16 protein-coding genes are annotated in these 18925 nt (G+C 73.0%); 3 read left to right on the plus strand and 13 right to left on the minus strand.

What is annotated here, in order from left to right; translation table 11 throughout:
• Positions 1–55 precede the first annotated feature (55 nt).
• The 4 genes from AC5L36_RS41125 to AC5L36_RS41140 all read right to left on the minus strand — a co-directional run bounded on the left by AC5L36_RS41125 (position 56) and on the right by AC5L36_RS41140 (position 5661).
• A complete protein-coding gene (locus AC5L36_RS41125) occupies positions 56–1153 on the minus strand; it encodes a lytic polysaccharide monooxygenase auxiliary activity family 9 protein (protein WP_441224239.1) in 1098 nt (365 codons plus the stop codon).
• 131 nt (positions 1154–1284) lie between these two features.
• The gene (locus AC5L36_RS41130; protein ID WP_441224240.1) at positions 1285–2913 is read right to left on the minus strand and encodes an acetolactate synthase; all 1629 of its coding nucleotides are present in this window, start codon (positions 2911–2913) and stop codon (positions 1285–1287) included.
• Between the two features lie 24 nt (positions 2914–2937).
• Positions 2938–4857 (minus strand): Hsp70 family protein, encoded by a 1920-nt coding sequence (locus AC5L36_RS41135; RefSeq protein WP_441224241.1) that lies wholly within the window; start codon positions 4855–4857, stop codon positions 2938–2940.
• A gap of 30 nt (positions 4858–4887) precedes the next feature.
• Positions 4888–5661 (minus strand): enoyl-CoA hydratase/isomerase family protein, encoded by a 774-nt coding sequence (locus tag AC5L36_RS41140; protein ID WP_441224242.1) that lies wholly within the window; start codon positions 5659–5661, stop codon positions 4888–4890.
• A gap of 20 nt (positions 5662–5681) precedes the next feature.
• Between AC5L36_RS41140 and AC5L36_RS41145 the strand changes: the two genes are divergently transcribed.
• Entirely contained in the window at positions 5682–6143 is a 462-nt protein-coding gene (locus AC5L36_RS41145; protein ID WP_441224243.1) for a DUF6232 family protein, read from the plus strand.
• On the opposite strand, the gene AC5L36_RS41150 is transcribed toward AC5L36_RS41145, so the two are convergent.
• Positions 6136–6555 (minus strand): SRPBCC family protein, encoded by a 420-nt coding sequence (locus AC5L36_RS41150; RefSeq protein ID WP_441224244.1) that lies wholly within the window; start codon positions 6553–6555, stop codon positions 6136–6138. The genes AC5L36_RS41145 and AC5L36_RS41150 overlap by 8 nt on opposite strands.
• A 27-nt stretch (positions 6556–6582) precedes the next feature.
• Here AC5L36_RS41150 and AC5L36_RS41155 point away from each other — a divergent pair, with 27 nt between their 5' ends.
• Positions 6583–7041 (plus strand): DUF6232 family protein, encoded by a 459-nt coding sequence (locus AC5L36_RS41155; protein ID WP_441224245.1) that lies wholly within the window; start codon positions 6583–6585, stop codon positions 7039–7041.
• Positions 7042–7100: 59 nt separating this feature from the next.
• On the plus strand, positions 7101–7877 hold the full coding sequence (gene ddaH / locus AC5L36_RS41160) for a dimethylargininase (RefSeq protein WP_441224246.1): 777 nt from the start codon (positions 7101–7103) through the stop codon (positions 7875–7877).
• 646 nt (positions 7878–8523) lie between these two features.
• Here ddaH and AC5L36_RS41165 read toward each other — a convergent pair.
• Genes AC5L36_RS41165 through AC5L36_RS41200 form a run of 8 tightly spaced genes read right to left on the minus strand, consistent with a single transcriptional unit; the run spans position 8524 to position 18920 of the window.
• A complete protein-coding gene (locus AC5L36_RS41165; protein ID WP_441224247.1) occupies positions 8524–9312 on the minus strand; it encodes an HpcH/HpaI aldolase/citrate lyase family protein in 789 nt (262 codons plus the stop codon).
• Positions 9312–10499, minus strand: a complete 1188-nt coding sequence (locus AC5L36_RS41170; RefSeq protein ID WP_441224248.1) for a CaiB/BaiF CoA transferase family protein — start codon at positions 10497–10499, stop codon at positions 9312–9314. Before AC5L36_RS41170 ends, AC5L36_RS41165 begins: the two co-directional genes overlap by 1 nt.
• Positions 10496–12463 carry an alpha/beta hydrolase-fold protein gene (locus tag AC5L36_RS41175; RefSeq protein WP_441224249.1) on the minus strand — a complete coding sequence of 656 codons (1968 nt, stop codon included), beginning with the start codon at positions 12461–12463 and terminating at the stop codon, positions 10496–10498. Before AC5L36_RS41175 ends, AC5L36_RS41170 begins: the two co-directional genes overlap by 4 nt.
• Positions 12460–14379: an SUMF1/EgtB/PvdO family nonheme iron enzyme gene (locus tag AC5L36_RS41180; protein ID WP_441224250.1), complete on the minus strand. Its 1920-nt coding sequence runs from the start codon at positions 14377–14379 to the stop codon at positions 12460–12462. Before AC5L36_RS41180 ends, AC5L36_RS41175 begins: the two co-directional genes overlap by 4 nt.
• Positions 14376–15233, minus strand: coding sequence for a ribokinase (locus AC5L36_RS41185; protein ID WP_441224251.1), 858 nt, complete (start codon positions 15231–15233; stop codon positions 14376–14378). The genes AC5L36_RS41180 and AC5L36_RS41185 overlap by 4 nt, the downstream gene beginning before the upstream one ends.
• Entirely contained in the window at positions 15230–16516 is a 1287-nt protein-coding gene (locus AC5L36_RS41190) for an ADP-ribosylglycohydrolase family protein (protein ID WP_441224252.1), read from the minus strand. The genes AC5L36_RS41185 and AC5L36_RS41190 overlap by 4 nt, the downstream gene beginning before the upstream one ends.
• Positions 16513–17646 carry an ADP-ribosylglycohydrolase family protein gene (locus tag AC5L36_RS41195; protein ID WP_441224253.1) on the minus strand — a complete coding sequence of 378 codons (1134 nt, stop codon included), beginning with the start codon at positions 17644–17646 and terminating at the stop codon, positions 16513–16515. Before AC5L36_RS41195 ends, AC5L36_RS41190 begins: the two co-directional genes overlap by 4 nt.
• Positions 17647–17648: 2 nt before the next feature.
• Entirely contained in the window at positions 17649–18920 is a 1272-nt protein-coding gene (locus tag AC5L36_RS41200) for an ABC transporter substrate-binding protein (protein ID WP_441224254.1), read from the minus strand.
• Positions 18921–18925 lie beyond the last annotated feature (5 nt).

Consider the following 18925-nt stretch of genomic DNA (forward strand, 5'->3'; position numbering starts at 1 on the left):
GCTGACGGTGGGACGGGGGCGCTGACAGACCGCTGACAGCGCCCCCGCGTGCCTGTCAGGTGGTGGCGGTGCAGGTGGCCGTGGGTACGGCGTTCGTGCCGGTCGACGAGCCGATCAGGCCGAACGTCGTGCTCGCACCGGCGCCGAGGCTGCCGTTGTAGGCGGCGTTCGTGGCGGTCACGCTCGACCCGCTGGACGTTACCGTGGCACCCCACGACTGGCTTACGGTCTGCCCGTTCGCGTACGTCCACCGCACCGTCCAGCCGCGGATCGCGGCCGAGCCGGCGGTCACCCTGACCTCGGCCTGGAAGCCACCGCTCCACTGGCCGGTGATCGCGTACGACACCGAGCAGCTGCCGCTACCCGGCCCCGGCGTGGTCGGCGGAGGGGTGGTGGGCGGCGCGGTCGTGGGCGGAGGGGTGGTGGGCGGCGGCGTGGTGGGATCCGCCACCCCGCCGAAGTTCACGTCGCTACAGAAGTAGTAGTTCTGGTCGGCGTGGCTGGCCTTCCAGATCGCGTACACGATGTGCCGGCCGCTGCGGCCCGGCGCGGTGACGTTGGCGGAGATGGTGACGCCTTGGAGCACCGGGTCGTTCGGCTCCCGGGTACCGACGCCGGGCAGGATCCTGCCGGTGTCGTGGCGCAGCTCGAGGTCGGACCAGCGCAGGCGGGTGGTCAGCGGGTTGTAGCCCTGCCGCGAGACGTAGATCCGGATGTAGTCGGCGCCGTGCAGCGCCTGGTCGTGCATCCGCCAGGTGAACGAGGTGCCGATGTTCGCGGCCCGCCAGTTGCCCGGGTTGTCCAGGGCGGCGTACCGCGTGCCGCCGGTCTCCCCGGCACTGCACAGCTGGCCGTCAGGCACGTGCGCCTGGTGGTTGCCGGCGACCCCTTCCCGGTAGAGCCCGTTCCAGTTCCACATCGCGTTGGGGTCTGCCTGCCAGGCCTGCCAGCACATCGGGTCCTGGGTGGCCATGGCCGGGTTCTGGAAGTCGCTGCCCCAGCGCTTCCAGCAGCCGTAGTTGCGGGACTCGGGGCCGATCGCCGAGCCGTGTGCAGAGGCGGTGCCTGGCGTGCTCACGAGTGCGGTCGTGAGCAGGATCAGGGCGGCAAACACGACCGTCGCGGTGCGGCGCGCGTGCTTGACTGTCGACATTGGACCTCCACGGTAGACAAGAGGCGCGGAGAGTGCCCTTCTCCCCACGCCAGCTACGTTTCAGCTCCCACGCCGCGTGCGTTAACAATAGTTTGACGTATCGACAAACTCAAGTATTTAACTTGAGCAGATCAAGCCAGGTTGGAGGAGCGGGGGTAGGCGTCCGCGGGGTCGGTGAGCACGTTGACCAGATACGGCACGCCGGCGTCGAAGGCGCGGGTCAGCGCCCCGCCCAGCTCGCTCGCCTTCGCGACCGTCTCGCCGGCGCCGCCCAGCGCCTTCACCACGTCGTCGTAGCGCAGCTCGGGCTGGAGGTCGGCGGCCACGTCGTAGCCGTACATCGCGCGCATCGGGTGCTTCTCCAGGCCCCAGATGCCGTTGTTGCCGACCACGATCACGACCGGCAGGCGCTGGCGGGCCAACGACTCCACGTCCATCAGCGAGAAGCCGGCGGCGCCGTCGCCCATCAGCACGCAGACCTGGCGATCGGGGTACGTGACGCGGGCACCCATCGCATAGCCCATGCCGGTGCCGAGGCAGCCGTACGGGCCGGGGTCGAGCCAGGTGCCGGGCTCGGCGGGCTCCAGGTACTTGCCGGCGTACGACACGAAGTCGCCACCGTCGCCGATCGTCACCGCGTCGCGGGCGAGCACCTTGCGCAGCTCGCCGTAGACGCGGGCCGGGCGGATCGGGTCGGTCTCGGCGGCCATCTCCTCGGCGTCGCGGGCCTTGGCGGCGTCTTCGGCCGTGCGCAGGGTGGCGATCCACCCGGCGTGGTCCTCGCGCACACCCTCGTAGTCGGCGAGCGCGGAGAGGATCAGCCGCAGGTCGCCGGCGGGCGAGGCGGCCGGCGTCACGTGCGTCGCCCGCTGGGTGGGCGCGTCCACGATGTGCACGACCTGGGCACCGCCGAAGTCGCCGAAGCTGAGCCGGAAGTCGAGCGGCGTGCCGATCACCACGATCACGTCGGCGCCCTTGAGCGCGGTCCGGCGTGACTTGGCGAACGCGAGGTCGTGCTCGGGCGGCAGCGCGCCACGCCCCATGCCGTTGGTGAAGACGGGCACGTGGAGGGTCTCGGCCGCCTCGCGGAGGGCGGCGACCGCGTCACCGGCGTACACGTCGGAGCCGGCGATGATCAGCGGACGTTCGGCGGAGGCGATCAGCTGCGCGGCCCGCGCCACCTCGTCGGGGTCGGGCTCCACCAGGGGTACGTCCGGCGCGGCGGGCGCGTCCGCATCGGTGGCCGAGAAGATCACTTCGAGCGGCAGGTCGAGGAAGGCGGGCCCGCGGTGCGCGGTGAGCGCGGCGGTCAGGGCGGCGGCGACCGCACCCGGGATCTCTTCGCCGGCCCCGACCGTGGCCGCGTACTTGGTGACGGGCGCGACGAGCGGCAGGTGGTCGATCTCCTGGAGGCTCCCCGCGCCCCACCGGAACGCGGGCGCCCGGCCGCCGATCACCAGCACCGGCGAGCCGTTGAAGTACGCGCTGGTCAGCCCGGAGACGCCGTTGGTGACACCCGGACCGGCGGTGAGCACGGCGAGACCCGGCCGGCGCTGGAGCTTGGCGACCGCCTCGGCCGCGAAGACCGCCGACTGCTCGTGGCGCACGTCGTAGAGCGGGAAGCCGGTCTTGTGCGCCGCGTCGTAGAGGGGGAAGACGTGGCCACCCGAGAGGGTGAACATCTCCTTGACGCCGTATGCCCGCAGGGCCGCCAGCGCCAACTCGCCGCCGTGTCCCTCGATCCGCTCGGGTGATGTCATGGGGGGAAGGTTACCGCCCAGTAGTCAGTCCCGGACGGTGTGGGCCTGGATCCAGTCGACGATGCTCTGGACGACGTCGGCGGGGCTCTGGTTACGGGCGGCGGCGAAGGCGAAGATGCCCGCACCGACCGGCACGATGATCAGCAACGCGGTGATCACGAGCGCCCGGAAGGTGCGCACGATGAACCCTGGCCGCCGCCGGGCGCGCGCCTCCCGCGGCACCGGCTGCGGGCTCCGCGGCGCGACAAGCGGCACCTGGGGCGCGGGCGGCGGCGAGTAGCGAGGCTGGCCGGCGGCCGGATATCGCGGCGGCGCCGGCTGGTAGGGCCGCGGCGAGTACGGCTGGACGGGCGGCGCCGGTGGCGAATGGGGATGGCTGGACGGCGAAGGCGCCGCGTAGCCGCCACTGGCCGGGGTAAACCCGCCACTTGCCGGCACGAAGGGCGGCGCGGACGGCTCCTCGTACTGCGGAAGCGGCTTGGTCGCGGACGGCGGCGGCGCCTGGGCGCGCGGGCGGCCGGACGGCGGCTGCGCCCCCGGCACGATCACCCGCCCGACGTTCCGGACGGGCTTCTCCGGCGACGCCGCACCAGCCGGCTGTGCCACGACGCCCGCCGCAGCAGCACCCGCTGATCCCACTGCGACACCGCCCGGCGGCGTCGAGGCCGGCGATGCGGATCCGGCCGGGGGGCCGCTGGACGGAGTGGACGGGATCTCCTCGGGCGGCAGCACGCGCGTCGAGCCGGGCTGGAGGGTAGGCCCGGCCGGAGAGACCGGCCGCGAGCCACCGGACAGGTCACCGAGCCGCATCTGCGAGGTCGCCGGCCCCGGCGCGGGCGGCGCGGTCGCCAGCAGCGCCTCGCCGGCCAGGATGCTCCCCTCGGCCACCACGAGCTCGGGCTGCTCGATCACCTCGGGCGCCGCGCCGAGCGCCCGGTGCAGCAGCGTCGCCATCAGCGGCATACGGCTGGAGCCGCCGACCAGGAACACCCCGGCCACCTGCCCCTCGGGCAGCTTGGCCCAGCGCATGACGCCCTGCGTCACGCGCACGGTCTGCTCCAGGATCGGCGTCGCGAGCTGCTCCAACTCGGCCCGGGTGAGGTGCACCTCCAGGTCGAGCAGCGGCAGCATCAGGTCGGCCGACGGGCTGCGGGAGAGCCGCTCCTTCGCGACCCGCACGTCGTCCCACAGCTGGCGCTTGGCCCGCCGTTCCTCGGCGGTCGACGGGTTTTCCAGGCGGCCCCAGGCGGCCCGGTCGCGGTCGGCGTACGTCTTCTCGAGGTGCGTGATGATCGCCGCGTCGACGTCGAGCCCGCCGATGTCGTCCCGCCCGTCGACCGCCAGCACCTCGAAGCCGGTCGCCTTGCGGGCCACCACGCTCGCGTCGAACGTGCCGGCCCCGAAGTCGTGCACCACCACGACCGACCCGATCGGCACCTCGCGGCCGAGCACCTTGGCGAAGTATGTGGCGGCGGCGACGGGCTCGGCCACCAGGCGTACCCCGTCGAAACCGGCCCTCGCGGCGGCGTCGGCGAGCAGTCGGCGGCGGGTGGCCGCCCAGTTGGCCGGGCAGGTCATCGTGATCTCCGGCCGCACCCGGCCGACGGTGCGGTCCCACTCCTCGGCCACCCGGGCGAGCACGGCGGTGACCAGGTCGCCCACCGGCACCTCGCGGTCGCCGAGCAGCACCATGCCGTCGTCGATGCGGCGCTTGGGGTTGGGCTCGAAGCGGGCCGGGTCGAGGCGGGCGCTGTGCACCGCGTCGCGCCCCACGATCAGGGCGCCGCCCGGCTCGGCGTAGACGGCGGAGGGGAGCAGCGGGGAGCCGTCGAGCAGCAGCGGGCGCCCCCGCCCGTCCGGCCACCGCACGACGGCGACGGTGTGCGAGGTCCCGAAGTCGATCCCCAGGGCATGACCCGAGGTCGGCGTCCGGTCCGCTGGCATGGCGATCAGCCTACAAGCCGCCCACTACGGTCAGCGTCCGCTGAATCGCGGCTTGCGTTTCTCCACGAAGGCGGACATCCCCTCCCGCTTGTCGTCCGTCGCGAAGAGCGCCGCGAACAGCTGGCTCTCCCAGGCAAGAGCCGAGGTGAGATCCATGTCCAGGCCGCCGTCGATGGCCAGCTTTCCGGCGCGCAGGGCCTGAGCGGGACCTTCCGTGTACGGGCGGACGAGCGCGACGGCCGTCTCGTACACCTCGGCGGCGGGCACCACCCGGTCGGCGAGCCCGATGCGCAGCGCCTCCTCGGCGTCGACCATGCGGCCGGAGAGCACCAGGTCCTTGGCCCGGGCCGGGCCGACAAGGCGGGCCAGCCGCTGCGTGCCGCCGGCGCCGGGGATGACGCCCAGCTTGATCTCCGGCTGGCCGAGCTTCGCGTCGTCGGCGACCACCCGCCAGTCACACGCGAGGGCGAGCTCGCACCCGCCGCCGAGCGCGTACCCGGTGATCGCAGCGACCACCGGCTTGGGGATGCGCGCGAACACGCCGAGCGCGGAGGAGAGGTCGGCGGCGCGGGCGGCCATGTCCACGTACGACATGTCGGCCATCTCCTTGATGTCCGCGCCGGCCGCGAAGACCCTCTCTCCGCCGTACACGATGACCGCGCGGACCTCGGGGTCGCCGGACGCCGCGGTGGCGGCGGCGCGCAACTCCTCCTGCACCTGGATGTTCAGCGCGTTCATGGGCGGGCGGTCGAGCCGGATGGTGCCGATGCCGTCCTTGATCTCCACGCGCACAAAGTCAGCCATGCCAGTAGGCTAGTTGTGCCATGGTCACGTACTACAGCGACAAGTCGGTGCAGATCACCTCGGATGCCATCCGCATCGGTGGTCGCCGATACCCGTTGCGCGAGCTGGCCCGCGTGTGGCACTCCAAGGGCGCCCGCTCCTGGCGCGCGATCGCCGGGCGCGGGGCCATCGGCATGGTGCTGCTCGGCCCGCTTGTGGCGGCCGCGTTCGGCTTCGCCATCGCGCTCACGCTGCACACCTCGGTCGACGTGACCATCGCGATCGTCGGCGTGTCCTGCCTGGTCGGGCTCGGCGTGGGGCCGCTCGCCGACTTCATGCTGGAGCGCATGGACCGGTCGTACGCGCGGGGCTCGCGCTCCCTGGAGATCTGGGCGACCTGGCGCGGCCAGCAAGTGCTGCTGCTACAGACGGGCGACGCGCTCCGCTTCGGCCAGATCTACCGCGCTCTCCAGCGCGCGCTCGAGGGCTCCACGGTCAGATAGCCGCGGCTATCGCTTCTTCCCACGATCGGATGAACTCCGGGTAGTGCGCGTCGAACCCGGCCAGCTCGGCCGCCGCGGTCTCGTTGAGCGCGGTCAGCTGGTAGGTCACGGTGACCTCGCTGCCGCCATCCGCCTCGCGCAGCACGACCTCGACCGTGCCGGCGGTCTTTTCGGTGGCTATCCGGGCGTAGCGCAGCCGCCGCCCCGGCTCGCGGTCGACGACCACCCACGTGGTGGTGCCGCCGTCGTGGCCGGCGGTGCGGAAGACGGTGCCCGGCGCCGAGTCGTCGTCGACCGGGTCGGGAAAGTGCGGGTCCCAGTGGTCGACCCACTCCCGCTCACCCAGTGGAGTGAAGAGCCGGAAGGCCTCCTCCGGCGGCAGTGCCACGGTCAGCTGTCCAGTGCGAATCATGCGGCTCCTCTGCGTAACACTGGGCGAGTGACCGTTTACTATCGCGACGACACCGTGCGTGTCACGTCGTCGTGGGTGCAAGCGTACGGACTCACGTACCCGCTTTCAGATCTTTCTTATGTGTGGCACAGGCGCACCAGGCGCGACCTCCGCGTGGGTGGGCGGATCGCCGGCCGGTGGGCGCTGGTCACGCTGCTCGCCGCGCCGGTAGCGGTCGGTGCGCTCTGGCTCCTCACCGACTGGGGCAGCAAGGTGGGCCTCGCCCTGGTCGGGCTCGCGCTCGTGGTCGGCCTTGTCTTCACGCTCACGCCGCTGTCCGAGTTTCCGCTCATGGCGCTCGAACGGTCATACGACCGCGGCTCGGCCGTGCACGAGATCTGGGTGCAGTGCGACGGCGCGGACGTCCTCCTGCTCCGCACGGACGACGCCTTACGTTTCGGGCAGATTTACCGCGCGTTACAGCGCGCCTTGGAGCAGACTGAGTAATTCCACGAGTTGGACATGTCATGATGTGGACCCCCATGATCCAGGAGGTCCCACATCCCATGAGCCGAGGCATCGCGCTCGTGCGGCGGCCCAGCAGCCGCCTCGCCGAAGGGCTGGTCACCCACATCGAACGGTCGCCCGTGGACGTCGACCTCGCCCGGCGCCAGCACGACGCGTACTGTGCCGCCCTCTCCGACGCCGGCTGGAGCGTGCTCGACGTGGTGCCCGCCGACCACTGCCCCGACTCGGTCTTCGTCGAGGACACGGTCGTGGTGAGCGGCACGCGGGCCATCCTCGCCCGCCCTGGCGCGCCGGGTCGCCGCGCGGAGGTGGCCGGCACCGAGTCGGCCGTACGCGCGGTGGGGCTCGAGGTCGAGAAGATCGCGTCCCCCGGCACGCTCGACGGCGGCGACGTACTCCAGATCGGCGACACCGTCTACGTGGGCCAGGGCGGCCGCACCAACGGCGCGGCCATCCGCCAGATGCGCGGCCTGCTCGGCGACCGCCGCGTGGTGGCCGTGCCACTGGGCCGCGTGCTCCACCTCAAGTCGGCGGTGACCGCCCTCCCGGACGGCACGGTGCTCGCCTCCCCCGGCCTCGTCGACGTGGGCATCTTCCCCGCGGTACGCACGGTCGACGAGGAAGCCGGCTGCCACGTCGTCTGCCTCGGCGGCGACAAGGTGATGATCAGCGCCGCCGCGCCGAAGACCACCGCGCTGCTGGAAGACCTCGGCTTCGCGCCGGTCGTGGTCGACGTGAGCGAGTTCGAAAAACTCGAAGGCTGCGTGACCTGCCTGAGCGTCCTCGTCCCCGGTGTCACCGGCCCGCGGCATTAGAGGGGTCGCTGCCGCTTCGAGACATTTCAAGTCTTTTGAGCTACCGCGATGTCCGCGGCGGTCCAGACCGCTGCTCCCGCGGCCTCACCCGTCCGCCGCTGGTCGCGCTCACCCTCGCGTTCGGTCGCGGTTACTCCCTCGACGGATGCGCGGCCCGCGCCACGCGGTGCGGCGTTGTTTGTCCACAATGCTCGTTTGTCGAACAGACGGCGAGAGATCGAAACCGGGGTTCGTCGCCGTGAGTAACCGCCGTCGCCGTGGCCCTTGCCGGTCCTGTCACCCTCGCGTCTCGGAATGCTCAGTTGAGCACTTGATCAACTTGGGTGCGTGGCATTGGGTCCAGACCGCTGCTCCCGGGCCTCACCCGTCTGCCGCTGGTCGCGCTCCAACTTGGTTTCGAACTGCCCCGTTCGTGCGAGCAGGTCGACAGCCTCGCCGGGGGTTGGTGGCCGCCCGCACGCGCCTCCGCCCGTGCGTCCTGATGGCCGGAGCGCTCCCGCCAGAGGGGGTAACCGCAACCAACCGCGGACGGGTGAGGCCGCGGGAGCAACGGTCTGGACCACCGCGGACATCGCGGTAGCCCAAATCTATTAAATCAATGTGCCGCGGCCCGTAGGCCGTGGCAATCCCCGACCTGGACGCGCTCCTAGGTGCTGTAGCGGGCGGCCAGGTCGATCAGTCGGCGGGCTTCGCCGAGCATCGCGCGGTCGGCGAAGCGGCCGTCGGGCAGGAGCAGCGGGCCATCGCCGGATTGGGCCAGGCCGGCGAGCAGGGCCTCCGCCCGCGCCACCTCCGCCGGCGACGGCCGGAAGGCGGCCTCGATCACCGGAAGCTGCCGCGGGTGGATGGCTGCCCGGCCGAGGAAGCCCTGCCGCCGGCCGAGCCGGCACGAGGCCGCTAGGCCGTCCACATCGGACACGTCGGGGTAGACGGACATGGCCGGGGGTGGCAGACCGGCCGCCCGGGCCGCGACCACCAGGCGCCCGCGTGGCCAGGCCAGCGCGGCCTCGTCGGTCACGCCGAGGTCCGAGCGGAGGTCGGCCTCGCCGAGGCCGATGCCGGCCACGGCCGGGTGTGCGGTGGCGATCGCGTAGGCGTGTTCCACGCCGAGCGCCGACTCGACGATTGGGTGCAGCTCGGCTTCGGTCAGCGCGGCCACCGCCCGCACCTGCTCGGCGGACTCCACTTTGGGCAGACGCAGCCCGGCCGCGCCGGTCGTGGCGGGCAGGTCCTCTGTGGAGGCGATCCGCACGTGCACCGGGACATCGTGCGCCGGCTCGGCGAGGAACTCCGCGACCGCCGTGCGCGCGTAGGCCTTGCGGGGCAAGGGGACCGCGTCCTCCAGGTCGAGGATCACCGCGTCCGCGCCGGAGGCGACCGCCTTGGCGAACCGGTCCGGGCGGTCGCCGGGTACGTAGAGCCAGGTGAGCAGCATCAGATCACCCCGCGCTCGCGCAGCCCTTCGATCTCCTCGGCGGTGTAGCCGAGCGACCTGAGCACCTCGACGGTGTCCTGCCCGTGCGCCCGCCCGGCGTGGCGGATCGCGCCGGGCGTGGCCGACATGCGGAAGGGGACGTTCTGCATCCGCACCGCGCCGAAGTCGTCGTCGGGCACCGAGACGGCGGTGCCCAGCGCGGTGTACTGCGGGTCGGCGAGGATGTCGCGCACGTCGTACACCGGCGCGACCGCCGCCTCCGCCGCCTCGAACGCGGACACCACCTCGTCGCGGTCGCGGGCGGCGACCCAGGCGGCCACCGCCGCGTCGAGCTCGTCGGCGTGGGCGGCCCGGCCCGAGCCGGTGGCGAACCACGGCTGCGCGACGAGGTCCGGCCGCCCGACGAGGCGTACCACCCGCTCGGCGATGCTCAGCGCGCTCGTGGAGACGGCGACCCACCGGCCGTCGGCGCACCGGTACGTGTTGCGCGGCGCGTTGTTGTCGGACCTGTTGCCACGCCGGGGTTGTACGTAGCCGAGCTGGTCGTACCAGGTGATCTGCGGCCCGAGCATCGCCATGATCGGCTCGATGATGGCGAGGTCGACGACCTGGCCGGCGCCGGTGCGCTGGCGGGCGTGCAGGGCGAGCATCACCGCGTACGCCGTGGCGAGCGCGGTCACCGAGTCGGCCAGGCCGAACGGGGGCAGCGTCGGCGGGCCGTCCGGCTCACCGGTCGCGGCGGCGAAGCCGCTCATCGCCTCGGCGAGCGTGCCGAAGCCGGGCCGCCGGGCGTACGGGCCGATCTGGCCGAAGCCGGAGATCCGCGCGATCACCAAGCCGGGGTTGGCCTCGTGCAGGACCTCCGGTCCGATCCCCCAGCGTTCCAGCGTGCCGGGGCGGAAGTTTTCCACGAGCACGTCCGCGCCGGCGACGAGCCGCTTGAGCACGGCGGCGCCCTCGGCGGCCGAGAGGTCGAGCGTGACGGTGCGCTTGTTGCGCCCCAACACCTTCCACCACAGGCCCTGGCCGTCCTTCGCGGGGCCGTGGCCCCGGGACGGGTCCGGCTTGGCCGGGTGCTCGACCTTCACCACGTCGGCCCCGAAGTCGCCGAGGAACGCGGTGGCGAGCGGGCCGGCGAAGAGGGTGGCCGTCTCGACGACCCGCACGCCGTTGAGCGCAGGGTTCACGGCGTGACCTCGGTGAGGAACACGTCGCCGCTCGTCAGGCCGGTGACGAGCAGCCGGTCCCCGGAGCGGACCGCGTAGAGGTTTTCCTCGCCGAAGTCGTCCGCGCCGTCGTTGCGGGCGGTGCCGAACTGGGCCGCCGACTGCTGCCGGCCGCGGCCGTCGAGGCGCACCGCGAAGACGTCCGTGCCACCGGCCGGCACGCCGAACGTGCTGCCGGTGAAGCCGACCACCGCGACCGCGCCGCCGGGCAGCGCGACCACTTCGGCGCCCGCGTCGACGCCCCGGCCGCCGCTGACCGTGCGCCAACGCTGGGTGCCGCCGCTGGTGAACGCCGCGGTGAGGGCGTCGCCGCCGGCCGCACCGGTCGCCACGACCAGCCCGGCGGTGGTGACGGCCACGCCGCCGAAGATGTCGCCGTCGGCCTTGACCCACCGCTGCGTACCGTCCACATCGAACGCCGCCAGGAACCCGCCGCCGGACATCACACCGGCGACGTAGACCCCGCTGGCACCGGCGGCCACCGCGTACGCCTTGTCCTCACCCACCCCACCGAGCTGGCGGGTCCACGCGACCGCGCCGTCCGCGCGGATCCGGGCCAGCACCACGTCCTTGTCGCCGGCGCTCGGGGCGGCAAGCGCACCGCTCGTGTACCCGGCCACGTAGGCGCCACCGTCCGGTGCGGCGGCGAGGCCGTAGAAGCGGTCCGCCTTGGCGGCGTCGCCGAGCTGGGTCAGCCAGGCCCGCTCCCCCGTGGCCGTGAACCGGGCCACGAAGGCGTCGTCGGCCGGGCTGCCCGGGTGCTTTCCGTCCAGGTCGCCGCGCGTGTACCCGGCGACGATCACCCCGCCGTCGGAGGTGGCCACCGCGCCGTAGAGGCGGTCGTTGGCGGGAGTGCCGAACTCGCGGGTCCACTGTGGCGCCTGCACCACCGCGTCGAGCCCGCCCGCGTACGGCTGCCCGTCGACCGAGCCCGACGCCGCGTAGGCGAGGACGCCGCCCGAGGTGACGCCGCCCGCCCAGTCGGTGCCGGGCGTGCCGCGCAGCGGCCCGGGGATCCCGGTCGGCGGTGTGGCGCTGAGCGTGGGGCTCAGCTCGGTCAGCCCGGCCACGAACGCCGGCCGCCACACGCCCCAGTCGTGCCCGCCGTCGAGGACCCGGAACTGCGCGGCCACCGCGCCCGAGCGCCGCACGTTGTTGTAGAGCGTCGCCGCCTCGTAGTCGAGGTCGTGCTTGGCGTCGGCCGGGTCGGGGTTGGCCCACTCGTCGTCGCCGACCGCGATGAACATCCTGACCGGCAGATCAGGGTCCAACGTGGGCAGTAGGGCCGGGTAGTTGAGCCGCTGGTACACGTCGTCGGCGAAACGCTCGCCGCCTTGGCCGAACGCGCCGAACTCGCGGGCCGAGGAGTCGGCCGGCGGCAGCGGGTTGTACACGGCCGGGCTGAGCACGAGCGCGTTGGCGAACAGGTCCTGGTGGGCGAGGGCGTACCGGAGCGCGCCGTAGCCGCCCATCGAGTAGCCGCCGACGAGCCGGGCGCCGCGGTGAGCCGCCGTGCGGTAGGTGGCGTCCACATGGGAGACGAGGTCGCGGGTGAGCATCGTCTCGACCGCGCTGCCACCGTCGTACGCCGAGTCGACGTACCAGCTGCCGCGCTCGCTCCACGGCGCGTCGGGCAGCACCGCGATGACCGGCGCGATCGTGCCGTCGTCGATGAGCTTGTCGAGGTCGGCCTTGACGCTCGTCCACGCCTGCATAGTGTCGCCGCGCCCGTGCAGCAGGTACAGCACCGGGTAGCGGACCTTCGCGTTCTTCCGCGCGCTGTACCCGTGCGGCAGGTAGACGGTGTAGTCGATCGCGCCGGCCTTCGCGGTGGTGAGCGTGCCGGCGTGGGTGCCACCGGCCGAGGCGGCGCTGGACATGCCGACGGTCAGGAGGGTGAGGACGGCGACGAATGCTCTCTTCATTGGGCGTCTCCGGTCAGGTCGACGGCGCAGCGAAAACCGATGTTCGGCGAGCGGGTCAGCCCGGCGCCGGCGATCAGCAACTTGACGGAGACCTCGGGTGGCCGCGGACCACCGTCGAGGTACCAGTCGGAACCCTCGGCGCGGAAGTCAGAGCCGCCCTTGAGGATCGCGAAGCGGGTGCGGCCGTCGGTGTGCTCGCTCTCGGTCAGCTCCCACACCAGGGGCGCGGTGCGGCGCAGCAGCCCCGCCTCGGCGGCCACCTGCCACTCGTCTTCGGTCGGCAGCCGCAGCCCGGCCCAGTCCGCGTACGCCCGCGCGTCGGCAAGGTCCACATTGGTCACGGGTCGATCCGCGGGCCCCCGCCCGGCGGTGAAGCGCTCCGGGCGCACGGGCCGGTAGCCGGTGGCGGCGAGGAAGGCGGCGTATTCGCCGTGCGTCACCTCTCGCTCCGCGACGGCGAACGGTCTCAGGTGGACGCTGCGACGTAGCGTTCCGACGCTGTGTAGCCGGGGCGGGAGCGGCTTCCACTCGTCCACGTAGGGCGCCTCGCCGTAGAGGCCGGTCTCCCGGACCCGGTGCCGGACCAGGAGCTCCCGCCGCCCTCCGTCGACGGCGCGCATCCCCTCCGGTGCGGCGCGGTGCGGCGCGACGGTCGCCGGGACGCGGACCGCCGCGCGGGCGGGGAACGCGGGGTCGCCGGTCGCCGGCTCGTGCCGGGGCGTCGGCTGGGCCCACACCACCGCGGCTATCCCGCCGGCCGGCAGTGGTCCCCCGACCGCCACCTTGCCGCCCTCGACCGGCGTCACCGCCAGCGCCTGCCCGGTCAGCAGGTCGACGAACCCGGGTGCCGGCTCGGTCACCAGCCACGGTCCGTCCACGTCGCCGCCCCGGTTGACGACCGTCCACAGTGGGGTGCCGTCGTGCACCCACCGCGACGCGTAGACCTGGCCGCCGGCGTGGTCGGCGAGCGGGGTCCAGTCTTCGGCGCGCAGCCAGGCGGCGTGGCCGCGATGCACGCGCCGCATCGCCCGCAGCAGCGCGCGGTCGCGGTCGCTCCAGCCGACCCAGACGCCGAAGACGCTCTCCCACACCAGGATGCCGGTGCCGTTGAGCCAGGCGGAGTGCAGCTCGTCGAGGTGGCTACGGTGCCACCGGCGGGTGTGGTGCAGCACGTGCCGCCGCTCGAACCACTTGGCCCGCAGCACGCCCGGCACGTCCGAGTCGGCGAACCACTGCGCCCACGACATCGCGTGGTCCTCGATGCGCGCGAGCGGCACCCTCGACTCGCCGGCCAGTACGACGTGCGGCGGCAGCGCGGCCCGCAGCTTGCCGGCGCCCTCCTTGAGCGTGTCGAGGAAGACGCCGTCGGCGCCCAGCCAGGTGACGATCGCCGCCACGGCCTCCTCGTCGCTGACCGCCTCGCGGCGGGTGCCGGTGTCCCAGGGGTTGTAGTCGACGAAGACGCGCACGCCGCGGGCCTGGAACGCGTGGACCACCTCGGGCAGCTCCGGCACGTCGCGGTAGAAGTCGAACTGGTTGCGGTCGTCGAGCCCGATGACCGGGTACGCGTGCCAGAGCACCACCCCGTCGAAGCCGCCGAAGTCGCGCTCCGCCGCGTCCAGGAAACTGTCCACGGTGAACTCGCCGCGCTCGTGGTCGTACAGCGTCTCGTCCCAGAGCCAGGCGAGGCAGACGCTGAGGCAGTCGCCGGGCACCTCGTCGTAGTGCCGGCCGTCGTAGCCGAGGCGGCGCCGCGCGTCCGCCCGCCACTGCGCGAGCCGCTCCCGCCAGGCCGGCCACAGCGCCGGATCGTCGGGCGCCGCGAAGATCTTCGCCTCGTCGAGGTCTTCGAGATCGGCTCCCAGTGCCTCGGTGGGCAGGTCGATGGGGCGCGGCACGTACGGGTTGAAGCTCACAGTGCTGCCTCGATCTCGGCGCGGGTGGGCAGCGAGCTGGAGGCGCCCGGCCTCGTCGCGCAGACGGCGCCAGCCGCGCAGGCCCAGCGGACCGCCTCCTCGACCGGGCGCCCCTCCGCCCAGGCGACGGCGAGCGCCCCGGTGAACGCGTCGCCCGCGGCGGTGGTGTCCACGGCACGCACCTTCGGCGCGGCCACTTCGAGCCGCAGTCCGGCACGGTCGGCGTACGCGGCACCGCGCGCGCCGAGGGTCGTCACCACGCGAGGCACCAGGTCGAGAAGATCACCGGCCTGGGCGAGCACCTCGGCTTCGCCCTCGTTGACCACGAGCAGGTCCACGGTGGACAGCACGCCGGCCGGGAGCTGGCGCGCGGGCGCCGCGTTGAGGACCGTGAAGGTGCCTGCCGCCGCCGCCTGAGCGACCGTCTCCACCGGGATCTCCAGCTGGCACAGCAGCACGTCGGCGCCGGCGACGGCGGTGAGGTCTTCGGCCGACAGGTCGGTGAGCGCCGCGTTGGCGCCGGGTGCGACCACGATGAGGTTTTCCGCCTGCTCGTCGACCGCGATCAGCGCGACGCCGGAGGGGCCCGGCACGGTGCGCAGCCGGCTCACGTCGACACCTGCCGCGACGAGGTTGTCCCGCTGTGGCCGGGCGAAGTCGTCGTCGCCGACCGCACCGACGAAGCCGACGTGGCCGCCGGCCCGGGCCGCCGCGACCGCCTGGTTGGCGCCCTTGCCGCCCGGCACGGTCGTGAACTCGCCGCCGAGCACGGTCTCCCCCGGCCGGGGCAGGGCCGGCGCGGCCACCACGAGGTCGAGGTTGGCGCTGCCCACGACGACGATCCGCGCGGTCATCGCGTTACCTCCGCGGTGCGGGCGGCCAGCTCCTCGAACGTCACCCCGTCGAAGCCGCCGACGCTGCTGCGCAGCCGCCCCTTCAGCGGCGCGGTCCACTCCGGACGGATCGCCGAGGCACCGCTCAGCGCGCCGAGGATCGAGCCGACCGTGGCGCCGTTGGAGTCGGTGTCCCAGCCGCCGCTCACCACCGCGCAGATCCCCCGGTCGAAGTCGCCGCCGCTGTGCGCGAGCGCGGCGGCCACGAGCGCGGCGTTGTTGCGGGCGTGCACCCAGTGCAGGTGGCCGTGCCGCTTTTCGATCGCGTCGACGACCGACTCCCAGTCACCGGCCAGCGCCCGCGCCTCGGTGACCGCCGCCGCGAACGGGCCGCCGGACAGCACCGACTCGCCGGCGTCGAGCACCTCGTCCACGGTGGACGCCACGACAGCGGCGGCGGTCAGCGCGGCCACCCACATCGCCCCGCTGACGCCGTCGCCGACGTGGCTGACCACCGCGTCCCGGTACGCCAGCGCCGCCGCCGCCTTCGGCCGGCCCGGTGCGGCCCAGCCGTAGACGTCGGTGCGGATCTGGGCGCCGATCCACTCCCGGAACGGGTTGTGGTGCAGTGCGGTCTGCGGCGGTGTGAAGCCGAGCAGCAGGTTGCGGTACGCCGCCCGCTCGGCCGTGAAGACCCGCCCGGCCGGCAGCCAGTCCAGCCATGCCTGCGCCACGTCCGCACTGGTGAAGTCGCGCCCGTGCCGCTCCAGCAGGCGGAGCGCGAGCAGCGCGAAGTTGAGGTCGTCGTCTTCGGGGGTGCCGTCGATGTTTTCGGCGAGGCTGTCGACCGCGCTGCGCCTGTTCCACGGCCACCGCTCCGCGACGTCGGGCGGCAGGCCTTCGGCGGTGAAGTATCCGCTCAGTGGCCAGCGGCCGCTCGCGCGAAGGATCTCCCGGATGCCGCGGCGCGGGATCTTCTCCACCGGCTTGCCGAGCACGCACCCCACGGCCCGTCCCACCCACGCGCCGCGCAGCCGGTCGGGATCGGGGCGCGGCCCCGGCGACGGCTCGGGCGTCACGGTCAGCGGCGGCGTCACCGGCGCGGGTACGGCGTCGAGCAGCTCCAGCGCCAGCCCGCGGAGGGCCGGGTCGCCGGGCACCGAGGCGCCCTCGACAGGCGCGGCCAGCCGGCCGCCCGCCGCCGCCCACCGGGCCTCCACTTCGGACACGTCGTGTCCTTCGTCGCGGAGGGCCATCAGCTCGTACGGCAGCAGTTCCTCGGGCAGCGTCCAGGTCAACCTCATGCCAACCCCTCGAAGCGGTCGGCGCGTTGGGCGAAGCGGGCGGCGTCGGCCTCGTACACCTCGGCGGCGACGGCGGCCAGCACCCGGGCCGGCTCCGCCAGGTCCACCCTGGACGCTTCGGCCACGGCGGTGGCCCATTCGGCGGGGACGGCCGGCGCGCCCCCCAGCGCGCCGGCCAGTGCCCCCGCCATGGTGGCGGTCGAGTCGGCGTCCCGGCCGTAGTTGACCGCCCCCAGTACCGCCTCCCGGTACCCCCCGTTGGCGATGACGAGCATCCCGAGCGCGACCGGCAGCTCCTCGATGGAGTGCAGCCGGCTCGGTCGTCGCGCCCCGAGCCCCGGGTTGCGGTAGTCCTCGCCCACCGTGTCGTACGGTGCCACCGCCGCGCGCAGGGCCGGGATGGCGGTACGCGTCGCGCGGTACCCCCTGGCCTCCTGGACCACGGCGGCGATCGCGCCGCGCGTACCGTCCCGGGCCAGGTCGAGCGCCGCGTCGACGACGTCGGTGGCCGTCGCGCCCGGCGCCATCGCGGCGGCGACCGCGGCGGCGAAGACCGCGGCCGCCTCACGGCCGTAGCTGTGCTGGTGGGCGCCGCCGATCTCGACCGCCTCGGCGTACGCGCCGGCCGGGTCGCCCGCGTTGACGACACCGACCGGGGCCATGTACATCGCGGCGCCGCAGTTGACGATGTTGCCCACCCCCGCCTCGCGCGGGTCGACGTGCGCGTGGTGCAGCCGGGTGACGAGCCACCGCTCGGCGGCCGCGAGGCGGTGGAAGGCCACCGCCTCGCGCTCCAGGTCGGGGATCCAGACCTCCCGCTCGATCAGGTCGGGCACGAGCAGCTCGACGACGTCGAACGCGTCGAGGTGGTCGCGCTTCTTCGCGTAGGCCCGGACCAGCGCGTGGGTCATCAACGTGTCGTCGGTGATGTGCCCGTCGCCCTTGTGGTACGGGGCGAGCGGCCGGTTCGTGGCCCAGTTCTCGTGGAACGGGGGCACGATGCCGTCCACCCAGCCGCCGTAGCGCGTCCGGATCTCCTCGGGAAGGGCGGTCTCGGTGGCACCGCCGAGGGCATCGCCCACCGCGGCGCCGACGAGGCAGCCGACCGACTTGTCGAGCAAGACCTGCATGGTTACCTCAGAACCTGCTTCCCACCGTCGACCAGCTGCGTGCCGAGCTGGTCGAGCGTGATCTTGTTGGCGAAGTACTGCTGGAGCGCCGGCGTGGCGAACTTCGTCTTCCACTCCGGGTAGCCGCTGACCGTCTGGAATGGAGCGATCGTCAGGTCGGCCGCGCTGGCCACCGCCACGTCCCAGCCTTGCTTGCCGCCGGTCGCCTTGACCAGCTCCTCGCCGGCCTTCTTGCCGGTCGGCACAAGCCAGTCGCCCTGCGCCAGGCGGGCCTGGTTGGCCGGGTTGAGGAAGTACTCGATGAACTGCGCCGCCTGCTTCTTGCCCGCCGAGTCCTCCGAAATAGACAGTGTCTGCGGGTTGGCCGCCTGGTTGGCGCTGTTGCCCTTGATGGGCGGCAGCGTCACCCATTCGAAGCCGGCCGGCGCCTGCTCGACCATCTGCTGGCGGAGGAAGACACCGCCGGGCAGCATCGCGTACTTGCCGGCGAAGAAGCCGGGCAGCGGGTCGGTGCCACCCATGCCGACCGCGTCCGGCGAGGCCGTCTTCGACACGTAAATCATGTCGTGGATGCGGCGCGGGATCTCCTTCTCCGCGTCGCCGACCCGCACCTCGGTCTTGCCGCCGTCGGTGTAGAAGAACTTGCCGTCGAAGTTGAGCGACAGGTTCATCACCCGGTTGGTCGGCGACTTGAGCGCCCACGCGACGCCGTACGTGCCGCCCTTGGTGAGTTTCTGCGCGTTGGCCTGGAACTCGTCCCACGTCCACGCCTGGCCCGCCGCCGGCACCGTCACGCCGGCCGCGTCGAGCAGCTTCTTGTTGGCGAGCACGACCTGCGACTCGAGCAGGAACGGCGCGCCGACCACCTTGCCGTCGACCGTGACCGTGTCCCAGATGCCCTGGCTGACCTCCGACTTGAAGCCGTCACTCAGGAGGCCGGACAGGTCGGCCAGGTAACCCTGCTTGGCGAACTCGCCGATCGACGCGCTCTCGTACTGGAAGATGTCCGGCGCGTCGCCACCCTCGAACGAGGTGAGCAGCTGGTCGTGCACGGAGTTCCAGTCGCCCTGCACGTACTCGACCTGGATGTCGGGGTGCTCGGCGTTCCACTTGTCGACGAGCTCGCGGTTGGCGGCCAGCGAGTCCTTCTGCCACGCGAGGCTGAGGAAGCGAAGCTTGACGGGGCCTTCGGACGATGTGTCGTCGTCGCCACTGCCGCATCCCGACAGTCCGATGAGGAGCGCCGCGGAAACGGCGACCAACTTTCTCAACATGGGGG

The sequence above is a fragment of the Phytohabitans sp. LZ39 genome (genome assembly GCF_059359075.1).

What these genes read in the sequence shown, in the direction of transcription:
- AC5L36_RS41125 (WP_441224239.1), bottom strand. Translation starts at nt 1,153, where the DNA reads ATGTCGACAGTCAAGCACGCGCGCCGCACCGCGACGGTCGTGTTTGCC.
- AC5L36_RS41130 (WP_441224240.1), bottom strand. Translation starts at nt 2,913, where the DNA reads ATGACATCACCCGAGCGGATCGAGGGACACGGCGGCGAGTTGGCGCTG.
- AC5L36_RS41135 (WP_441224241.1), bottom strand. Translation starts at nt 4,857, where the DNA reads ATGCCAGCGGACCGGACGCCGACCTCGGGTCATGCCCTGGGGATCGAC.
- AC5L36_RS41140 (WP_441224242.1), bottom strand. Translation starts at nt 5,661, where the DNA reads ATGGCTGACTTTGTGCGCGTGGAGATCAAGGACGGCATCGGCACCATC.
- AC5L36_RS41145 (WP_441224243.1), top strand. Translation starts at nt 5,682, where the DNA reads ATGGTCACGTACTACAGCGACAAGTCGGTGCAGATCACCTCGGATGCC.
- AC5L36_RS41150 (WP_441224244.1), bottom strand. Translation starts at nt 6,555, where the DNA reads ATGATTCGCACTGGACAGCTGACCGTGGCACTGCCGCCGGAGGAGGCC.
- ddaH (WP_441224246.1), top strand. Translation starts at nt 7,101, where the DNA reads ATGAGCCGAGGCATCGCGCTCGTGCGGCGGCCCAGCAGCCGCCTCGCC.
- AC5L36_RS41165 (WP_441224247.1), bottom strand. Translation starts at nt 9,312, where the DNA reads ATGCTGCTCACCTGGCTCTACGTACCCGGCGACCGCCCGGACCGGTTC.
- AC5L36_RS41175 (WP_441224249.1), bottom strand. Translation starts at nt 12,463, where the DNA reads ATGAAGAGAGCATTCGTCGCCGTCCTCACCCTCCTGACCGTCGGCATG.
- AC5L36_RS41185 (WP_441224251.1), bottom strand. Translation starts at nt 15,233, where the DNA reads ATGACCGCGCGGATCGTCGTCGTGGGCAGCGCCAACCTCGACCTCGTG.
- AC5L36_RS41190 (WP_441224252.1), bottom strand. Translation starts at nt 16,516, where the DNA reads ATGAGGTTGACCTGGACGCTGCCCGAGGAACTGCTGCCGTACGAGCTG.
- AC5L36_RS41195 (WP_441224253.1), bottom strand. Translation starts at nt 17,646, where the DNA reads ATGCAGGTCTTGCTCGACAAGTCGGTCGGCTGCCTCGTCGGCGCCGCG.
- AC5L36_RS41200 (WP_441224254.1), bottom strand. Translation starts at nt 18,920, where the DNA reads ATGTTGAGAAAGTTGGTCGCCGTTTCCGCGGCGCTCCTCATCGGACTG.